Below are 18,270 nucleotides of genomic sequence, written 5' to 3' on the forward strand. Positions count from 1 at the left end.
ACTGAAAATCCTCGTGTCGGTGGTTCGATTCCGCCCGGAACCACCATTTTTTTATCTTTAAAGGAGAAAAGTTATGTTTAAATATAAAGATTTAAGAATGGTCGTTATTTCAATTATTTTGGTTATTTTATGTGCGTTTAGTGGAATTTATTTTCGCTATGATCGAATGAAATTAGTGGTTGTTTTATTACTAGCGTTAGGGGTACTTCCTACTTTATTAATACGTTTTAACGCTTCTGTTTTTGAAGATGGTTTATTAGTATATTTCTTTAAGGGAATCGGTTTTATGCCTCAAATGATTGAATTTAAGGATTTAACAGCATATTCACTTAACTCAAAACATCGAATTGAATTACAATTTAATAATCATACAAAAAATATTTATTTAATAAACGCTACATCATTTTATGAAGAATTAGATAAAAAATTTAATCAATATAAAAATGGACAAGAGATTTAATCTCCTGTCCATTTTTTTGTTTATTAATAGATTCCTTGAGAAATCATAGCTTCTACTACTTTTTCAAAACCAGCAATATTAGCACCTTTGATTAAGTCAAATCCTAATCCATATTTTTCAGCAGCAGCAACAGAGTTGTTGAAAATTGATTTCATGATATTATGCAATTTTTCATCAACTTCTTCACTTGTCCAGTTATATCTCATAGAGTTTTGAGACATTTCTAATGCTGAAACAGCAACACCACCAGCGTTAGCAGCTTTTGCAGGTCCTAAAGTACCACCATTTGCTGTAAAGTAAGCAATTGCTTCAGGTGTACTTGGCATGTTAGCACCTTCGATGATGTATTTACATCCATTAGCGATCAATTGTTTAGCTTCTTCTTCACCAATTTCATTTTGAGTAGCGCAAGGGAAAGCCATATCTACTTTTAATCCCCATGGTTTTTCACCAGGATGGAATTCGCATCCGAATTTTTCAGCATAGTCTTTTAATTTAACATCATTTGATGAACGAATTTTTAATAAGAAATCAATTTTTTCATCAGTATTGATTCCATCAGGATCATAAACGTATCCATCTCTACCAGAAATAGAAACAACTTTTGCTCCATATTCTTTAGCTTTGATACATACACCCCAAGCAACGTTACCATATCCAGAAACAGCAATTGTTTTTCCTTCATAAGTATCGTTGAAATGAGCTAATACTTCTTTACCATAGTATACAGCACCAAATCCAGTAGCTTCTGGTCTAATTAATGAACCACCATAAGTCATACCTTTACCAGTTAAAACACCGTTTTCATAAGCATCTTTAATACGTTTGTATTGTCCAAATAAATATCCGATTTCTCTACCACCAACACCGATATCTCCAGCAGGTACGTCAACGCTAGGTCCAATGTGACGATATAATTCAGTCATGAATGATTGACAGAATCTCATAACTTCAGCATCTGATTTACCTTGTGGGTCGAAATCAGAGCCACCTTTACCACCACCGATAGGAAGTGTTGTTAATGAGTTTTTGAAAATTTGTTCGAATCCTAAGAATTTAATAATTCCAAGGTTAACAGAAGGGTGGAATCTTAAACCACCTTTATAAGGTCCAATAGCACTAGAGAATTGAATACGATATCCTCTGTTTACTTGAACTTTACCTTGATCATCCATCCAAGGTACTTTAAACATTAAAGTTCTTTCTGGTTCAGTTAATCTTTCTAAAATAGCCATATCTTCATACTCAGGATGAGCTTTGATTACTGGTTCTAAGCTTTCTAATACTTCTTCAACGGCTTGGATAAATTCAGGTTGATCAGTATTTTTAGCTTTTAAGTTTGTTAATACTCTTTCAATATATTCCATTGTTATATCCTCCTAGGGCTATCATACATCTTTAATAATAATAAATGAATAAATTAAGAAAAAATTATCATATAAATAAGTTATCGTGATAATAAAAATACTACACAACGTGTTTTATCACGATAAAAATTGTATACAATCATTATCAAAAAATAAAAAATTACAACTTATGATTTGTATACAATAAAGTGTTTAAAGTATAAAATATTTCATAAAAATACATAATTATCTTTTCTTTGTATACAATCTATGCTAGAATAAAGCACAACAAGAGGTGATTACTATGAAAATACTAAATAACACACAATTACATCACCATCATTGGAAAAAGTAGGGTTATATCATTTATGATACAGCCCATTTTGTCTATCACAATTAAGCTGTATCTAATGATGTTGAAACGAGTCATTAGATGACTCGTTTTTTTAGTAATAAGGGGGATTTTTATGGAAGAGTTTAAATATTTGATACCTGAAGAAAGCATAGATGCAATTATTACAAATGTAGAAAAATTAAGGGAAATTGAAAATCATTTACGACATGTTTTTTCAAATCATGGGTACAATGAAGTGTTGATGCCATCATTTGAATATGTTGATTTATATACAAAATTGGATTGTGGTTTTACGGTTGATAAGATGTTTCAATATATCAATCACGAAGGTAAAAACGTTGCCATGCGTTTAGATTTTACAATACCACTAGCTAGATTATATGCTAATAGTGCAAATGAAGGGGAAGCGCGTTACAGTTATTTTGGAAAAGTGTATCGTAAAGAAACAATGCATAAAGGAAGAAGCAGTGAGTTTTTTCAAGGTGGTGTAGAATTAATGAATAAGCCAGGACTTCAAGGAGATAAGGAAGTTATGACAATGATTCAAGAATCTTTACCAGGAATTTCATTAAAAAATATTCTTTTAGAATTGGGCTCTGCTAAATTCTATAATCGTTTATTAGAATTGGTGGGAAATCAAAGAAATGAATTAGAAGATATTTTAAGATTAAGAGATATTAGTGAAATGAAACGTTTTGTTTCTAAAAATGATTTTGAAGAAAGCTTGAATCAATTGCTGTTATCTTTACCAACATGTTTTGGAAATATTGATTTACTTCATCAAATGATGGATAAATGTCAAGATTCTGTTTTGTTAGGGGCATTACAAGAATTAAAAGATCTTTATGAATCATTAGATAGTAAAGAAGGAATTATTTTTGATTTAGGAATGGTTCCAACCATGAAATATTATACAGGCTTTATGATTAAAGGATATAGTGATCAAAGTGCAAATCCAATTTTATCAGGAGGACGTTATGATGATTTGCTTCCTAGATTTAATGTTGATAAAACAGCTGTTGGGTTCTGCTTTCATATGAATCATATTTTAAAAGCCATTGAAAAAGAGGGAGAGTAACATGATTAAAATAGCTATTACTAAAGGAAGAATCGAAAAACAAGTATGTAAACTGCTTGCAGAAGCAGGTTTTGATATGGATCCTATTTTTAATAAAGATCGAGAATTATTAATTGAAACAAAAGATGGAATTTCAATGATTTTTGGTAAACCCAATGATGTTGTTACATTTTTGGAACATGGGATTGTTGATATTGGTTTTGTAGGAAAGGATACGTTGGATGATGTAGATTTTGAAGATTACTATGAACTTCTTGATCTGGAAATAGGAAAATGTTATTTCGCAGTAGCTGCTTATCCAGAATATCGAAATAAAGTATTTAATCGTCGTAAAAAGATTGCCAGCAAATATACAAATGTTGCGAAGAAATATTTTGCTTCTAAACAAGAAGATGTGGAAATTATTAAATTAGAAGGTTCTGTTGAACTAGGACCAGTGACAGGAATTTCTGATGCAATCGTTGATATTGTTGAAACAGGTTCAACTCTTAAAGCAAATGGTCTAGAAGTAATTGAAAAAGTAAGTGATATTTCAACAAGAATGATTGTTAATAAGGTAGCTTTTAAATTTAAGAAGGATGAAATTATGAATATTGTAAATCAATTAGAAAAAGTAATAGGGGGAAATTAAGATGCTTAAAGTAATTGAATATGATGGGAATTTAAAAGAAATTGCACAAAAATTAAATAATCGAAAAGAAGAAATTTCGATAGAAGTTAATAATGCCGTAAATGATATTATTAATGATATTAGAAAAAATGGAAATCAAGCCTTGATCAACTATTGTCGAAAATTTGATGGTTATCAAATTAAAGATGAAAATGATTTCGTTGTTTCAAATCAAGAAAAAGAAGAAGCTTTAAAACAAGTGGATCAAGATTACATAAGAATCCTTGAAAGAACAAAACAACAAATTACAGAATTCCATAAAAATCAAATTGATAAATCATGGTCATTATATAAAGATAACGGAGTGATCATGGGACAAATGGTAAGACCAATTGAAAGAGTTGCTTTATATGTTCCAGGTGGAACAGCTGCCTATCCTTCAACAGTTTTAATGAATGCCATTCCTGCAAAACTTGCTGGAGTTAAAGATTTAGTCATTATTACACCGGTTAAAGCAGATGGCAAAGTTAATCCTGTTATTGTTGCAGCTGCAAAAGTATCAGGTGTTGATACTATTTATAAATTTGGTGGAGCACAAGGGGTTGCTGCTATCGCTAATGGAACAGAAACAATTGAAAAAGTAGATAAAATCGTAGGACCAGGAAATATCTTTGTTGCGACAGCTAAAAAATTAAGCTATGGGGTTGTCGATATTGATATGGTGGCAGGTCCAAGCGAAGTTTTAGTTATTGCTGATGAAAATGCGAATCCTAAATATATTGCTGCTGATTTAATGTCACAAGCAGAACATGATAAACTTGCTAGTGCAATGCTTGTAACAACAAGTAAAGAACTTGTTGAAAAAGTCAATGTTGAACTCAAAAGACAAATGGCTTATTTATCACGTAAAGAAATTATTGAAGAATCTCTTCAAAATTATGGAGGAGCAATTCTTGTAAAAGACTTAAAAGAAGCTTTTGAAGTATCTAATTATTTAGCGCCAGAACATTTAGAAGTTTTAGTTGAAAACCCAGTCAATACACTTCCTTATATTAAAAATGCAGGTTCTATTTTCCTTGGAGAATACTCACCAGAACCTCTAGGTGATTATATGTCAGGAACAAACCATGTTTTACCAACAGGAGGAACAGCTAAATTCTATTCAGCGTTAGGTGTTTATGATTTCGTTAAATATTCATCTTATAGTTATTATCCAAAAGATGTTTTAGAAACATTTAAAGATGATGTCCAAACTTTCGCAAAAAGTGAAGGTTTAGATGCTCATGCAAATAGTATTGCTGTACGTTTTGAGGAGGAATAATCATGAGAGAAGCCAAACTAGAAAGAAATACAAATGAAACACAAATTAGTTTAGAAATTAATTTAGATGGTACAGGGAAAGCAGAGATTCAAACAGGGATTGGTTTTTTTGATCATATGTTGACCTTGCTTGCTTTCCATAGTGAAATGGATATCAAAATGATTTGTCATGGTGATTTAGAAGTAGATAGTCATCATAGCGTTGAAGATATGGGAATTGCTTTAGGTAAAATTATTTTAGAAGCTTTAGGTGATAAAAAGGGTATTACACGTTATGGGCATTTTACAATTCCTATGGATGAAGCACTAGTAACATGCAATTTAGATATTTCAGGAAGAAGTTTCCTTGTTTTTAATGTAGATATTCCTAAAGTTAATTTAGGAAATTATGAAAGTGAAATGACAGAAGAATTTTTTAGAGCGGTTGCTTACAATATGAATGCAACATTGCATTTAAATGAGGCTTATGGAAATAATGTTCATCATGTAATCGAAGCATGTTTTAAAGCTTTTGGAAGAGCTTTAAAAGAGGCGGTACGCATTGATGAAAAAAATAAAGATAAGATCGTTTCTTCAAAAGGAGTTTTATAAATGATTGTTATTATTGATTACAATGTAGGAAATTTAAAAAGTGTTGTCGGTGCTTTTAAAAGAATTGGACTTGAAGCTGTTGTTTCTAGAGATGAAAAAGTTATTAAAGAAGCTAAGGGAGTTGTTTTACCTGGAGTAGGAACTTTTCCTACTGCAATGAAAAATTTAGAAAAGTATCATTTAGTTGATATTTTAACAGAGCGAAAAGAGGCAGGAATTCCTATTCTTGGGATTTGTTTAGGAATGCAAATTTTATTTGAAAAAGGGTGTGAAGTAAAAGAAACAAAAGGACTAGGATTTATTCCAGGTTCAGTACGTTATATGGATATTGATGAAAAGATTCCTCATATGGGATGGAATCAATTACATATAACAAATCATCAACCAATTTTGAAATATGTACATGAAAATGATGATGTTTATTTTGTACATTCATATATGGCACATTGTAAAGATGAAAATCTTGTAGCGTATACAGATTATGGAACTACTAAAGTTACAGCTTTAGTGCAAAATAAAAATGTCATTGGGTGCCAATTCCATCCTGAAAAATCAGGAATGGTTGGACATAAAATATTACTTGCGTTTAAGGAGATGGTCGAATGTTAGTTATTCCAGCAATAGATTTAAAAGATGGACAAGCAGTACGTTTATTTAAAGGAGATTATAATCAAAAAACGGTTTATAGTGATCATCCAGAAGAACTTGCTCAAACTTTTGAAAAAGCAGGAGCTATTTATTTACATGTTGTAGATTTAGATGGCGCTAAAGATGGTTTTGCTAAAAATTTAGAAACGATTAAAAAAATTAGAAATAGCACAAAAATGAAAATAGAACTTGGTGGAGGAATCCGTGATTTAAAAACAGTTCAACTCTATTTAGATGAAGTAGGAATTGATCGTGTTATTTTAGGAACGGCAGCTTTAAAAGACCCCAAATTTTTAAAAGAAGTATTAAGACAATATGGTAGTGAGAAAATAGTTGTCGGTGTAGATGTTAAAAATGGTTTTGTTTCTACAGCAGGATGGTTAGAAACAAGTCAAATGCCTTATATTGAATTTATTCAATATTTGGAATCTATTGGTGTTGGCTATATTGTAGCAACAGATATTTCTAAAGATGGAACTTTGACAGGACCTAATTTTGAAATGTATGATGAAATCGCTAAAAACAGTCAAATTCAATTTGTTGTTTCTGGAGGAATTAAAGATTTTGATAATATCCAAAAAGTTGCTCAAAAAGATTATTATGCATGTATCGTTGGAAAAGCTTATTACGAAAAGAAAATTGATTTAAAGGAGACAATCAAATGCTTACAAAACGTATAATTCCTTGTTTGGATATCAAAGATGGGAAAGTGGTTAAAGGAGTCAATTTTGTTGGATTAAAAGATGTTGGAGACCCTATTGAACTTGCTAAAAAATATGACGTACAATGTGCAGATGAAGTTGTCTTTTTGGATATTACAGCTTCTTATGAAGATAGAGGCATTATGAAAGATATTATTGAACGCGGGGCTTCAGAACTAACAATTCCTCTAGCAGTAGGAGGTGGAATTAGAACATTAGATGATTTTAGAATGATTCTTGCCTCAGGTGCTGATAAAGTTTCTATTAATTCTGCAGCAATTGCTAATCCTCAACTAATTAAAGAAGCAGCTGATGAATTTGGGGTTCAATGTGTAGTAATTGCTATTGATGCCAAAAAAAGAGAAGACCAAAGTGGATGGGATGTCTACGTTAAAGGTGGAAGAGAAAATACAGGTTTAGATTTAATTGAATGGGTAAAAAAATGCGAAAGTTTAGGTGCTGGAGAAGTATTGCTTACTTCGATGGATGCTGACGGAACTAAAGCGGGTTATGATATTGAAATGCTTAATGTTGTTTGTAAGGCTGTTGATATTCCAGTTATTGCTTCAGGTGGTTGTGGAAGTATTCAAGATATTGTTGATGTTTTTGAAAAAACAAATGTTGATGCAGCATTAGTGGCTTCACTTTTCCACTTTAATGAAGCAACTGTTGAAGATGTAAGAAATGAATGTAAAAAACATGGTATAAATGTAAGGAGAACAAGATAATGAGACCAGATTTTAATAAAATGGAATTAATTCCAGCAATTGTCCAAGATTATCAAACAAAAGAAGTATTAATGTTAGCTTATGTCAATGAAGAAGCTTATGATAAAATGTTAGAACTTAAACAAACTGTTTTTTATTCAAGAAGTAGACAAAAGTTATGGCATAAAGGAGAAGAATCAGGACATTTTCAAGATATTAAAGGAATGTATTTAGATTGTGATTTAGATACTTTATTGATTTATGTCAAACAAACAGGAGCGGCTTGTCATACTGGGGCTTATTCATGCTTCTTTAATGAAGTACAAGCTTATGATGCAAGAGATATTTTTAGAGAATTGGAAAAAACAATTGCTGATCGTAAGATTCATCCAGTTGAAAAATCTTATACAAATTACTTATTGAATGAAGGGGTTGATAAGATTTGTAAAAAAGTGGGTGAAGAGGCAAGCGAAACAATTATTGCAGCAAAAAATGATAATAAAGAAGAATTGGTTGGAGAAATATCTGATTTATTATTCCATACTTTTGTTTTAATGAATGATCGAGGTGTCAGTTTAGAAGATATTCAAAATAAACTTAAAGAAAGACATCAAGTAACTGGAAACAAAAAAGAATTTCATACAAGAGGAGATTATTAAATCTTCTCTTTTTATGTTTCATATTATGAAAAAATGTAAACGAATACATGAAAATGAATATAATAATAATCAATGATAAAGGAGGAATTCAAATGGGATTTAAAGAAGGATTTTTTTGGGGAGGAGCAACAGCTGCAAACCAATATGAAGGTGGATGGAATGAAGGTGGACGTGGTCCAGCCTTAACAGACTTTACAACAGGTGGAAGTGTTAAAGAGCCAAGAAAAGTAACTTGGATCGATAAAGATGGAAATGCACATGCAACACCACAAGTTCATTTTGATGATGCTTTACCAGAAGGTGGAGATCATTATGCTTGTTTAGATGGATACTTATATCCAAATCATGAAGGTACTGATTTCTATCATCATTATAAAGAAGATATTAAATTATTTGCAGACATGGGATTCAAGATGTTTAGAATGTCTATTTCTTGGTCAAGAATTTATCCTCGTGGAGATGAAGAAACACCTAATCAAGAAGGTATTGAATTTTATAGAGATGTTTTCAAAGAATTAAGAAAATATAATATTGAACCATTAGTTACGATTCATCACTTTGATACACCAATTTATTTAGTAGAAAAATATGGAGATTGGCAAGATCGTCAATACATTGATTTCTTTGTAAAATACTGTAAAACAGTCTTTACTGAATACAAAGGACTTGTTAAATACTGGCTAACATTTAATGAAATCAATAATACTTTAAATGTTATTAATATGTTTGGTGATGGGACAACTGATGAAGATTACAAAAAACGTTTAACACATTTACATTATCAATTTGTGGCAAGTGCAAAAGCCGTTAAATTAGGACATGAAATTGATCCTGAAAACAAAATTGGATGTATGCTTGCAGGAGCAATCACATATCCACATACATGTGATCCAAAAGACATGTTATTAAATCAACAAACAATGGAAGAAAACTTCTGGTATTGTGGAGATGTTCAATGCTTTGGTGCTTATCCTCCATTTGCAAAGAGAATTTGGAAAGAACATAACATTACAGATTTAGATATCACTGAAGAAGATTTAAAAGTCTTAAAAGAAGGTGTTGTTGATATGTTTACATATAGTTACTATATGACAAACAATGTGACAACTCATGAAACAGAAGATACAGTACAAGGTAACTTTGCGGCAGGTATTCGTAACCCATATTTAACTTATTCAGATTGGGGATGGGCTTTAGATCCATTAGGGCTTCAATATTCATTAGAAAAAATCTATGACCGTTATAGAATTCCACTAATGGTCGTAGAAAATGGACTAGGTGCTTATGATACAGTAGAAGAAGATGGATCAATCCATGATGATTATCGTATTGATTACTATAGACCACATATTGAAGCAATGTCAGCTGCTTGTGATAATGGGGTTGATTTAATTGCTTATACAACATGGGGATGTATTGATTTAGTTTCTGCTGGAACTGGAGAAATGAGAAAACGTTATGGTTTCATTTATGTAGATAAACATGATGATGGAACTGGAGATTTATCAAGAAGACCAAAAGATTCATTCTATTGGTATAAAAAAGTAATAGAATCAAACGGAACTGATTTAGATTAATTTAACAGATAATTTATGAATAAGAGAAAATAGCAATATTTTCTCTTATTTGTTATAATAAGGAAAAATGGAGGATAAAATATGAGAGTTATAGATTATCATATGCATACACATTTTTCAGGGGATAGTGAGGCAAATCCTAGAGAACATGTTTTAAAAGCAATAGAAATGAATTTAGATGAAATCTGTTTTACAGATCATCGTGATTTTGATTATCCAATAGATTCTTTTGAATTAGATGTTGAAAACTATTATCAAGAGATTCAAAGTTTAAAAGAGGAATTCAAAGATCAAATAAAAATTAAATGGGGTATTGAAATGGGATTGGATTTAGATCATCAAGAAGAAATTGAAAATTTAATTCAACAATATCCTTTTGATTTTGTTATTGGATCTATTCATGTGATTCATCATACAGAATTTTATTATGGTGAATTTTTTAAAGGAAAAACAAAGGAACAAGCACATCGTGAATTTTTTGAAGAAACATTAAAATGTGTAAAAGCTTTCGATTGTTTTAATGTTTTAGGCCATTTAGATTATATTGTAAGATATGGACCTTATGAGGATAAAACTGTTGATCATCAAAAATATCAAGATATTATAGATGAAATCTTTAAAACACTTGTTCAAAAAGGAAAAGGTATTGAAGTCAATACATCGGGATATCGAGATTTAAAAACATGTGGATTTCCTAATTTTGAACAGGTACAACGTTACTATGATTTAGGAGGACGTATTATTACCATTGGTACTGATAGTCATACAAGTGAACGTGTTGGTGAAAATTGTTTAAATGTAGCAAAAAAATATCAGGAAATTGGTTTTGACGATGTCAGTACATTTACGCAAAGAAAAAGAGATTAACACAATGTTCTTTTTTTCTAGATATGGTATAATATAAAAACAAAAGGAGTGAAGAAGTATGGAATTATATACTAAAGAAAGTTTAAAAGAAGTTATTGAAAAATCAAAGGATGAATTTTATATGCCAAAGGTATTATTTGATCATTATAAAAGTTTAAGATTAGAAACAAAACTTGCTTATGTTTCAATTCTAGAAACAATGAAAAATAAAGCAGGTTATACAACTGAAAATACAGCTTATATTAAAGTGGATAATCCCCAAATTCAAGTAAATCTTGCAATACTTGCTAATAAAGAAGTTGATCAAGAAAAAGTAAATAAATATTTAAAAGAATTAGAAGAAGTTGAATTAATAAAGGTAGATAAACAAAATATTTTTGTTTATGATGTTTTATCATGATTCATTTTTTAACACAAAGATTTATTGAAAATTATGATGATTATAAAAATCAAAAAGTAAGACAAGCTTATGGAACGTTATGTTCCATTTTGTCCATTATATGCAATATTGTTTTAGTTATTTTTAAAATAACAATTGGTTTAATTGTTCATTCGGTTGCTATTCAAGCAGATGGTTTAAATAACTTATCGGATGTAGGAAGTAATTTAGCTTCTTTATTTGGCTTTAAACTTGCTAATAAACATCCTGATAAAGATCATCCCTATGGTCATGGACGTTATGAATATATTGCAGGAATGGTGATTGCTTTTTTAATTTTAGTAGTAGGTATTCAATCTTTAAAAGAATCAGTTGTTAAGATTTTTAATCCTGAAAAAGTTATGTTTTCATTTGTTGCAGTAGTGATTTTAATATTTTCTATTTTAGTGAAGCTATGGATGTATTATTTTAATAATCAAATTGGTAAAAAAATTGATTCATCATCTTTAAAAGCTGCAGGACAAGATAGTTTAAATGATGTTGTGACAACATTTGCAACACTTGTTTCTTTAATACTTACATTGATAACTGATTTACCAGTTGATGGAATTATTGGGACAATTGTTTCTTTAATTGTTATTTTTGCAGGAATTAATGTATTTAAAGATACAATCAATCCTTTATTAGGATTGGCACCTGATAAAGCCTTGATAGATGACATTGAAAATTTTATTATGTCATATGATAAACCTTTAGGTATTCATGATTTAATGATGCATGATTATGGACCAGGAAGAATGTTTATGACACTTCATGTGGAAGTAGATTGTCAAGAAGATGTTATGAAAATTCATGAAGAAATCGATGATATTGAAAGAGCAATTCAAGAAAAATATCATATTCATACGACCATTCATTATGATCCAGTGGATGTGCATAATCCAAGGTTATTAGCTTTAAAACAACAAGTTTTAGAAATTGTAAAAGGAATAGATGAACATTATTCGATTCATGATTTTAGAATGGTTCCAGGAAAGAATCATACAAATTTAATATTTGATGTTTTAATACCAGCTAATGATCAAATTAGTCATCAAATTTTAAAGAATAAAATAAGTGCTGAAGTCAAACAAATCAGTGACGAATATCATTGTGTCATTGAAATTGATCATGCTTTTGTTTAAAGAGGAGAAATCCTCTTTTTATTTATTGTGATACTTGTATATACATGATAGAATAATGTTTATGAGGAGGATGTTTATGAAAAAAGTAATGTTAGGTGTTTCTTTATATCCAGAACAAGAAACATTAGAAGAAATTGATGCCTATTTAAAAAAAGCATCGACTTATGGTTTTAAAAAAGTATTTACAAGCATGTTTTCAGTACCAGGGACAAAAGAAGAAATTATTGCTTATTTTAAAGATTTTACAAAAATCGTTCATAAATATGGCATGATTGTTTCTGGTGACTGTAATAGTGAGTTATTTCATAGATTAGAAGCAACAGAAACAGATCTTTCGGTTTTTAAAAATATTGGGGTAGATATTTTAAGAATGGATTTTAGTTTTAATGATGAAAGGGATGCCACTCTTATTAATAATAAAGAAGGCATTAAAATTGAAATGTCTACAAGTTTTATTGATGTCATTGAAACAGCTATTAAAAATGGAGCTAAACCAGAAAATATTTCTACATGTCATAATTTCTATCCAGAAAGATATACGGCTCCAAGTTTAGAAGCTATTAATGATATTAATAATTATTGGAAAGCTAAAAATATTCCGGTAGCTATCTTTATTTCAAATTTAGTTAAAGGAAGTCATGGACCATGGCCAGTGAGTGATGGTCTTCCAACCATTGAAGAACATCGAGATATGCCGATAGAAATTCAATTAAAACACTGTTTAGCTTTAGACAATGTAGATGAAATAATCATTGGAAATGCCTATGCTAGTGATGAAGAATTTAAAGCAATCGATCAAGTAATGAAACAAGTATATGTAGATATTCCTAAAAATGAATCTTTAGGTTTTTTAGCAGATTTTGTGCCCCATGGTTTAACTAAAAGAATACCTTTTAAGATTCATTTAGATAAGGGTATTACTGCTTTGGAAAAAGAAATTTTATTTAATTATCCAAGTCATAGTGATTTAGGTGATTGTATGAATTATATGTTACGTTCACGTTGGACAAGAATGATTTATAAAGGAAAAGAAATTCCATGTCGTCCTTGTGATAAAGCGTACTATACAAGGGGTGATGTTGTAATTGTCAATGACAATCTTGTACATTATCGAGGAGAAATTCAAATCGTTTTAAAAGAAATGAAGGTAGATGGTCAAAGAAATTTATTAGGACATATTGATGAAAATGAAATCTTTATTTTAGAACATATTAAAGCAAAAGATGTTTTTACCTTTGTTGAATAAAGTAGATAGAAATCTACTTTTTCTTTTGTTTTTATAGCTAAAAAGAAGAAAATATGACATAATGGTTGAGGTGATATTATGGAAAATACAAAAAAAGAAAAGAAAGAATATACAAAAGATTCATTAGATGATGGAATCATTACAACAGGTTTTTTAGAAGTATTGCCTGATGGATTTGGTTTTATTAGAAATGCAAATTATTTATCAGATCCTCATGATGTCTATGTCTCTCAATCACAAATTTATAAATTTAAATTAAAAACAGGTGATTTTATTACAGGTGTTGTTAGGGAACCAAAAGCATCTGAAAAGTTTAGATCTCTTTTACATATTCAAAAAATCAATCATTATGATTTAGAAACAGCAATGAAAAGAAAATCCTTTGAAAGCTTAACACCAATTTTTCCAAATGAAAAAATTAGTGTTGGCAAAAATGGAAAAATAGCAATGAGAATGATAGATTTACTTGCTCCTATTGGTAAAGGTCAAAGAGGAATTATTGTTTCTCCTCCAAAAGCAGGAAAAACAACGCTTTTAAAAGATATAGCTTTAGCTGTTAAAGAAAATAATAAAGATATACATATTTTAATTTTATTAATTGATGAAAGACCAGAAGAAGTAACGGATATTAAAGAAGCTGTTGAAGGAGATAATGTGGAAGTTCTTTATTCAACGTTTGATGAAACACCAGATCGACATAAAAAAGTATCAGAAATGGTCATTGAAAGAGCAAAACGTCTTGTTGAACATGGTCAAGATGTAATGATTTTATTAGATAGTATAACACGTTTAACACGTTCTTATAATTTGATTTGTTCGCCATCAGGAAGAACACTTTCAGGGGGATTAGATCCAAACTGTCTTTATATGCCAAAGAGATTTTTTGGTGCGGCCAGAAATATGAGAGAAGGGGGAAGTTTGACGATTCTTGCAACTGCTCTTGTAGATACAGGAAGTCGTATGGATGATGTTATTTATGAAGAGTTTAAAGGAACAGGAAACATGGAACTTGTATTATCTCGTGCAATGCAAGAAAAACGCATTTTTCCAGCAATCGACATAGCTAAATCTGGAACAAGAAGAGAAGATTTATTATTAAGTGAAAAAGAACTACAAGTGAACCATATGATTCATTATTCATTAAATGGGACACGTGCGAGTCAAAATTTAGATGATGCGCTTTTATTATTTAGAAATACTAAAAATAATGATGAACTTATTGAAACAATGTTAAAAAGAAAGTAGGATAGAATTTCTATCCTTTTTAAATAGGTGATATATGATAGAAATAAGACATGAAAAACTAAATATAGAAAAACCTTATAGATGTATTGTCGTTTCTGATATTCATAGTCATTTAGATCGTTTCAAACAGCTTTTAAAAGAAGCACGATATACTACACAAGACTATTTGATTATTGATGGAGATTTTGTAGAAAAGGGAACACAAGCCATAGAAACAGTACACTATCTTCAATATTTACAACAAAAAAGCCCAAGGGTATATGTTTTACTAGGTAATTGTGAATATGCTTTAGATGCATTGATTAATGATGATGGTCTTTGCCAAGAAATGTTACATTACTTACGTAAAATTGGTAAAAGTGGAATGATTGATCAAATTGTTTCTCGAAAACATTTAGATTTGAAGAAAGAAAAACCACAAATCTTACAAAAAATTGTAAGAGAATCTTTACAAGAAGAACTTAATTATATAGCGAGTTTGCCTACTTCAATAGAAACCGATGATTTTTTATGTATTCATGCTGGGATTGAAAACAAAAATGATTGGCAAAATGCACCGCTTTCTTCATTTATCGAAAAAAGAGATTTTCAAAAAGTAGGTCATTGTTTAAAAAAATATGTCATAGTAGGTCATTTACCAACGTCAAATTTTTATCAAGATCAAATTAAAAATGATGTTTTGATGGATTTTGATAAAAAAATAATTAGTATTGATGGTGGAACAGGGGTTAAATTTATCAGTCAATTGAATGCACTTATTATTGAAAATGATGGTAAGAATTTAACTTTTAAGAATCATTTTGTACAACCTTTACCAATCTATAGAATAAAACAAGACAAATTTGTAGAAAATAAGGAAAATCATAAGGTTTCCTGGCCAAATTTTGAAATAGAAATTTTAGAAAAAAGAGAAGAATTTTCATTTTGTAAAGTTATTCATACAAACCAAATGTTATGGATCAAAAATGAATTTATTTATTTGAAAAATAAACACTTTTATTGTTTAGATGATTATATTGATCATTTTATAACGGTTCATGAAAATGAAGATGTTAAAGTAATAGGATTATATGGAAAATTTGCCTATATTATCAAAAATAAAGAAATAGGCTGGATAGAAAGCGGATATTTAGAAAAAATATAATTCTTTAGAAATCTTTAGAATAATTTAGATTTTTTTTAAGAAATATGGGTTAAAATAAAAAGGAAGGTAAAAATCATGGAACTTAGAATACTTCAGTATTTTTTAATGGTTGCGCGTGAGAAAAATATTACACGTGCAGCTAAGCAACTACATATGACACAACCTACATTATCAAGACAATTAATGCAGTTGGAAGATGAATTAGGGAAGCCTTTATTTATTCGAGGAAAAAGAAAAATAGAACTCACAGATGAGGGTGTTTTACTTAGAAGAAGAGCAGAAGAAATTTTATCACTTGTTAATAAAACAGAACAAGAGATTACTCAAAGTGAAGAAGAAATGGTTGGTCAAATTATGATTGGAACGGGTATTTTTTCATCTTCACAAACGGTTCTTTCGCAAGTGATTGAAGAGTTTCATGATGAATACCCTCTTGTAAAATTTGATATCTATGTAGGAAATGCGGATTTGATTAAAGAAAGAGTTGATCAAGGATTAGTAGATATTGGGATTTTGTTGGAACCAGTAGATATTTCAAAATATAATCATTTACGTATACCGCTTCAAGAAAAATGGGGAATCATTGTTTCAAAAACTAATTCTTTGGCTAATAAGCCCTATGTTAAAAAAGAGGATTTAAAAGAATTACCATTGTTTTTAACAAATAGGGAAATTGTTCAAAGTGAAATTTCTAATTGGTTAAAAGGGGATGTTTCGTTGCACAGCATGTTTTCTTATAATTTTGCTTCAGCAATTCTTCCTTTTATTCAAGATGATCAAGGAGCAGCGATTACAGTAGAAGGAGCCTATCAGGTGTTAAATCAAAAGAATATTTGTTTCATTCCTTTTTATCCAGAACTATCAACAAATACCGTTTTTATATGGAAGAAATATACACGTCTTTCACCAGTTATTGATAGGTTTATTAAAAAAGTACAAGAATATTTAGAAAAGAGTAGGAGTCTATATGAAAAATAGAAAAAAATTAGTGATTACTTTGATTGGAGCAATCGTCTTAGGAATAGGTTTATTTGTTTATCAAACATTTATAAAAAAACAACTGCATTTTAAAGAAAATCTGACAGTAGAAATTAATGGGAAGTTTAATCCCAATAGCTATATTAGTGAAGTTGAACATGGAAGTGTTAAAGATGTAGCATGTCAAAGCAAAAATTTAAATATTAAAAAGCTAGGAAAATATGAAGTGACATATACATATAAAAATAGAGAATATACAACAACGATTCAAGTTGTAGATACACAAAAACCTGTATTTAAGGGATTGGATGATTTGACGGTTTCTTTAAATACAACACCTGATTTAAAAGCTGGTGTGGAAGTAAGTGATAATAGTTTAGAAGATATCCAATATAAAATTGATGATAAAAATTTAGATACTTCTAAAGAAGGAACGTATGAAGTTACTTATGTGGCAAAAGATAGTTCTGGAAACAAAATAACTGTTAAAAGAAAAGTAAATGTAATTAAAAAAATTGGTAGTGATAAACAATCTAATGAAAAAGTTGTTTATTTAACATTTGATGATGGTCCATCAGAAAATACTAAAAAAATCATGGATATACTTGCAAAATATGATGCTAAAGCAACATTTTTTGTAACAGGAAGAAATCAAGATTATAATTATTTGATTAAAGATGCTTATAATGCAGGACATACGATTGCTCTTCATACGTATAGTCATGAATATTCAACTGTCTATGCTTCAGTTGATGCTTATTTTGATGATTTAAATAAAATAGGTCAAATGGTAAAAAAAGAAATCGGTTTTGTACCACATTATATTCGTTTCCCAGGTGGAAGTTCAAATACAGTGTCAAGAAGATATTGTCAAGGAATTATGTCAACTCTTACAAAAGAAGTTGTTGAAAAAGGATATCAATATTATGATTGGAATGGAGATTCAACAGATGCTTCAGGAAATCATGTAGCTGTAGATAAGTTGATTAGAAACGGGACATCATGTCATGATAATAATGTCATGATTTTATGCCACGATACACAAGCTAAGGATACCACTGTTCAAGCCTTACCTGCTATTATTGAACACTATAAAAATTTAGGCTATACTTTTAAAGGAATTGATGATGCGACATATGCCCCACATCAAAGTGTTAATAATTAATAAAAGTAAT

The 18,270-nt window shown here is 29.8% G+C and carries 19 protein-coding genes; 18 read left to right on the forward strand and 1 reads right to left on the reverse strand.

The features are described from left to right. Positions 1-73: 73 nt before the first annotated feature. Entirely contained in the window at positions 74-460 is a 387-nt protein-coding gene (locus LJD32_RS08400) for a hypothetical protein (protein WP_227392150.1), read from the forward strand. Positions 461-483: 23 nt separating this feature from the next. Here LJD32_RS08400 and gdhA read toward each other — a convergent pair whose 3' ends face one another. Beyond that, the gene (gdhA, locus tag LJD32_RS08405) at positions 484-1,827 is read right to left on the reverse strand and encodes an NADP-specific glutamate dehydrogenase (protein ID WP_032090200.1); all 1,344 of its coding nucleotides are present in this window, start codon (positions 1,825-1,827) and stop codon (positions 484-486) included. A 446-nt stretch (positions 1,828-2,273) separates the two neighbouring features. Between gdhA and LJD32_RS08410 the strand changes: the two genes are divergently transcribed. The 17 genes from LJD32_RS08410 (at position 2,274) to LJD32_RS08490 (ending at position 18,260) form a co-directional block, all read left to right on the forward strand. Beyond that, positions 2,274-3,239, forward strand: a complete 966-nt coding sequence (locus LJD32_RS08410) for an ATP phosphoribosyltransferase regulatory subunit (RefSeq protein ID WP_119363490.1) — start codon at positions 2,274-2,276, stop codon at positions 3,237-3,239. 1 nt (position 3,240) lies between these two features. Beyond that, entirely contained in the window at positions 3,241-3,870 is a 630-nt protein-coding gene (gene hisG, locus LJD32_RS08415) for an ATP phosphoribosyltransferase (RefSeq protein ID WP_032090198.1), read from the forward strand. 1 nt (position 3,871) lies between these two features. Next, positions 3,872-5,170, forward strand: a complete 1,299-nt coding sequence (gene hisD, locus LJD32_RS08420) for a histidinol dehydrogenase (protein ID WP_175301716.1) — start codon at positions 3,872-3,874, stop codon at positions 5,168-5,170. Between the two features lie 2 nt (positions 5,171-5,172). Then, complete coding sequence (hisB, locus tag LJD32_RS08425) at positions 5,173-5,760, forward strand: imidazoleglycerol-phosphate dehydratase HisB (protein WP_032090196.1); 588 nt, start codon at positions 5,173-5,175, stop codon at positions 5,758-5,760. Further along, the gene (hisH, locus tag LJD32_RS08430) at positions 5,761-6,369 is read left to right on the forward strand and encodes an imidazole glycerol phosphate synthase subunit HisH (protein ID WP_227392151.1); all 609 of its coding nucleotides are present in this window, start codon (positions 5,761-5,763) and stop codon (positions 6,367-6,369) included. Next, positions 6,363-7,088 (forward strand): 1-(5-phosphoribosyl)-5-[(5-phosphoribosylamino)methylideneamino]imidazole-4-carboxamide isomerase, encoded by a 726-nt coding sequence (hisA, locus tag LJD32_RS08435; protein WP_032090194.1) that lies wholly within the window; start codon positions 6,363-6,365, stop codon positions 7,086-7,088. Before hisH ends, hisA begins: the two co-directional genes overlap by 7 nt. Next, positions 7,070-7,837, forward strand: a complete 768-nt coding sequence (gene hisF, locus LJD32_RS08440; protein ID WP_032090193.1) for an imidazole glycerol phosphate synthase subunit HisF — start codon at positions 7,070-7,072, stop codon at positions 7,835-7,837. Before hisA ends, hisF begins: the two co-directional genes overlap by 19 nt. After that, positions 7,837-8,475, forward strand: coding sequence for a bifunctional phosphoribosyl-AMP cyclohydrolase/phosphoribosyl-ATP diphosphatase HisIE (hisIE, locus tag LJD32_RS08445; RefSeq protein ID WP_032090192.1), 639 nt, complete (start codon positions 7,837-7,839; stop codon positions 8,473-8,475). Before hisF ends, hisIE begins: the two co-directional genes overlap by 1 nt. A gap of 92 nt (positions 8,476-8,567) precedes the next feature. After that, entirely contained in the window at positions 8,568-10,052 is a 1,485-nt protein-coding gene (locus LJD32_RS08450; protein ID WP_227392152.1) for a family 1 glycosylhydrolase, read from the forward strand. Between the two features lie 81 nt (positions 10,053-10,133). Further along, positions 10,134-10,919 carry a histidinol-phosphatase HisJ family protein gene (locus LJD32_RS08455; protein ID WP_227392153.1) on the forward strand — a complete coding sequence of 262 codons (786 nt, stop codon included), beginning with the start codon at positions 10,134-10,136 and terminating at the stop codon, positions 10,917-10,919. A gap of 58 nt (positions 10,920-10,977) precedes the next feature. Next, the gene (locus LJD32_RS08460) at positions 10,978-11,319 is read left to right on the forward strand and encodes a hypothetical protein (RefSeq protein WP_032090190.1); all 342 of its coding nucleotides are present in this window, start codon (positions 10,978-10,980) and stop codon (positions 11,317-11,319) included. Beyond that, a complete protein-coding gene (locus LJD32_RS08465) occupies positions 11,316-12,482 on the forward strand; it encodes a cation diffusion facilitator family transporter (protein ID WP_227392154.1) in 1,167 nt (388 codons plus the stop codon). The genes LJD32_RS08460 and LJD32_RS08465 overlap by 4 nt, the downstream gene beginning before the upstream one ends. 76 nt (positions 12,483-12,558) lie before the next feature. Further along, positions 12,559-13,728, forward strand: coding sequence for a MupG family TIM beta-alpha barrel fold protein (locus LJD32_RS08470; protein WP_227392155.1), 1,170 nt, complete (start codon positions 12,559-12,561; stop codon positions 13,726-13,728). Positions 13,729-13,806: 78 nt separating this feature from the next. Beyond that, on the forward strand, positions 13,807-14,973 hold the full coding sequence (gene rho / locus LJD32_RS08475) for a transcription termination factor Rho (RefSeq protein WP_175301708.1): 1,167 nt from the start codon (positions 13,807-13,809) through the stop codon (positions 14,971-14,973). A 34-nt stretch (positions 14,974-15,007) separates the two neighbouring features. Further along, the gene (locus tag LJD32_RS08480) at positions 15,008-16,117 is read left to right on the forward strand and encodes a metallophosphoesterase (RefSeq protein ID WP_227392156.1); all 1,110 of its coding nucleotides are present in this window, start codon (positions 15,008-15,010) and stop codon (positions 16,115-16,117) included. Between the two features lie 75 nt (positions 16,118-16,192). Beyond that, positions 16,193-17,095: a LysR family transcriptional regulator gene (locus LJD32_RS08485; protein WP_032090186.1), complete on the forward strand. Its 903-nt coding sequence runs from the start codon at positions 16,193-16,195 to the stop codon at positions 17,093-17,095. After that, positions 17,085-18,260: a polysaccharide deacetylase family protein gene (locus LJD32_RS08490; protein WP_227392157.1), complete on the forward strand. Its 1,176-nt coding sequence runs from the start codon at positions 17,085-17,087 to the stop codon at positions 18,258-18,260. Before LJD32_RS08485 ends, LJD32_RS08490 begins: the two co-directional genes overlap by 11 nt. The last annotated feature ends 10 nt before the right edge of the window (positions 18,261-18,270 follow it).

The organism is Faecalibacillus sp. TM498 (assembly GCF_020589955.1).
Lineage (GTDB): Bacteria > Bacillota_I > Bacilli_A > Erysipelotrichales > Coprobacillaceae > Faecalibacillus > Faecalibacillus intestinalis.

Excerpts from the sequence above, each read along its gene's own strand:
- LJD32_RS08400 (WP_227392150.1), top strand. The coding sequence starts at position 74 with ATGTTTAAATATAAAGATTTAAGAATGGTCGTTATTTCAATTATTTTG.
- gdhA (WP_032090200.1), bottom strand. The coding sequence starts at position 1,827 with ATGGAATATATTGAAAGAGTATTAACAAACTTAAAAGCTAAAAATACT.
- LJD32_RS08410 (WP_119363490.1), top strand. The coding sequence starts at position 2,274 with ATGGAAGAGTTTAAATATTTGATACCTGAAGAAAGCATAGATGCAATT.
- hisG (WP_032090198.1), top strand. The coding sequence starts at position 3,241 with ATGATTAAAATAGCTATTACTAAAGGAAGAATCGAAAAACAAGTATGT.
- hisD (WP_175301716.1), top strand. The coding sequence starts at position 3,872 with ATGCTTAAAGTAATTGAATATGATGGGAATTTAAAAGAAATTGCACAA.
- hisB (WP_032090196.1), top strand. The coding sequence starts at position 5,173 with ATGAGAGAAGCCAAACTAGAAAGAAATACAAATGAAACACAAATTAGT.
- hisH (WP_227392151.1), top strand. The coding sequence starts at position 5,761 with ATGATTGTTATTATTGATTACAATGTAGGAAATTTAAAAAGTGTTGTC.
- hisA (WP_032090194.1), top strand. The coding sequence starts at position 6,363 with ATGTTAGTTATTCCAGCAATAGATTTAAAAGATGGACAAGCAGTACGT.
- hisF (WP_032090193.1), top strand. The coding sequence starts at position 7,070 with ATGCTTACAAAACGTATAATTCCTTGTTTGGATATCAAAGATGGGAAA.
- hisIE (WP_032090192.1), top strand. The coding sequence starts at position 7,837 with ATGAGACCAGATTTTAATAAAATGGAATTAATTCCAGCAATTGTCCAA.
- LJD32_RS08450 (WP_227392152.1), top strand. The coding sequence starts at position 8,568 with ATGGGATTTAAAGAAGGATTTTTTTGGGGAGGAGCAACAGCTGCAAAC.
- LJD32_RS08455 (WP_227392153.1), top strand. The coding sequence starts at position 10,134 with ATGAGAGTTATAGATTATCATATGCATACACATTTTTCAGGGGATAGT.
- LJD32_RS08460 (WP_032090190.1), top strand. The coding sequence starts at position 10,978 with ATGGAATTATATACTAAAGAAAGTTTAAAAGAAGTTATTGAAAAATCA.
- LJD32_RS08465 (WP_227392154.1), top strand. The coding sequence starts at position 11,316 with ATGATTCATTTTTTAACACAAAGATTTATTGAAAATTATGATGATTAT.
- LJD32_RS08470 (WP_227392155.1), top strand. The coding sequence starts at position 12,559 with ATGAAAAAAGTAATGTTAGGTGTTTCTTTATATCCAGAACAAGAAACA.
- rho (WP_175301708.1), top strand. The coding sequence starts at position 13,807 with ATGGAAAATACAAAAAAAGAAAAGAAAGAATATACAAAAGATTCATTA.
- LJD32_RS08480 (WP_227392156.1), top strand. The coding sequence starts at position 15,008 with ATGATAGAAATAAGACATGAAAAACTAAATATAGAAAAACCTTATAGA.
- LJD32_RS08485 (WP_032090186.1), top strand. The coding sequence starts at position 16,193 with ATGGAACTTAGAATACTTCAGTATTTTTTAATGGTTGCGCGTGAGAAA.
- LJD32_RS08490 (WP_227392157.1), top strand. The coding sequence starts at position 17,085 with ATGAAAAATAGAAAAAAATTAGTGATTACTTTGATTGGAGCAATCGTC.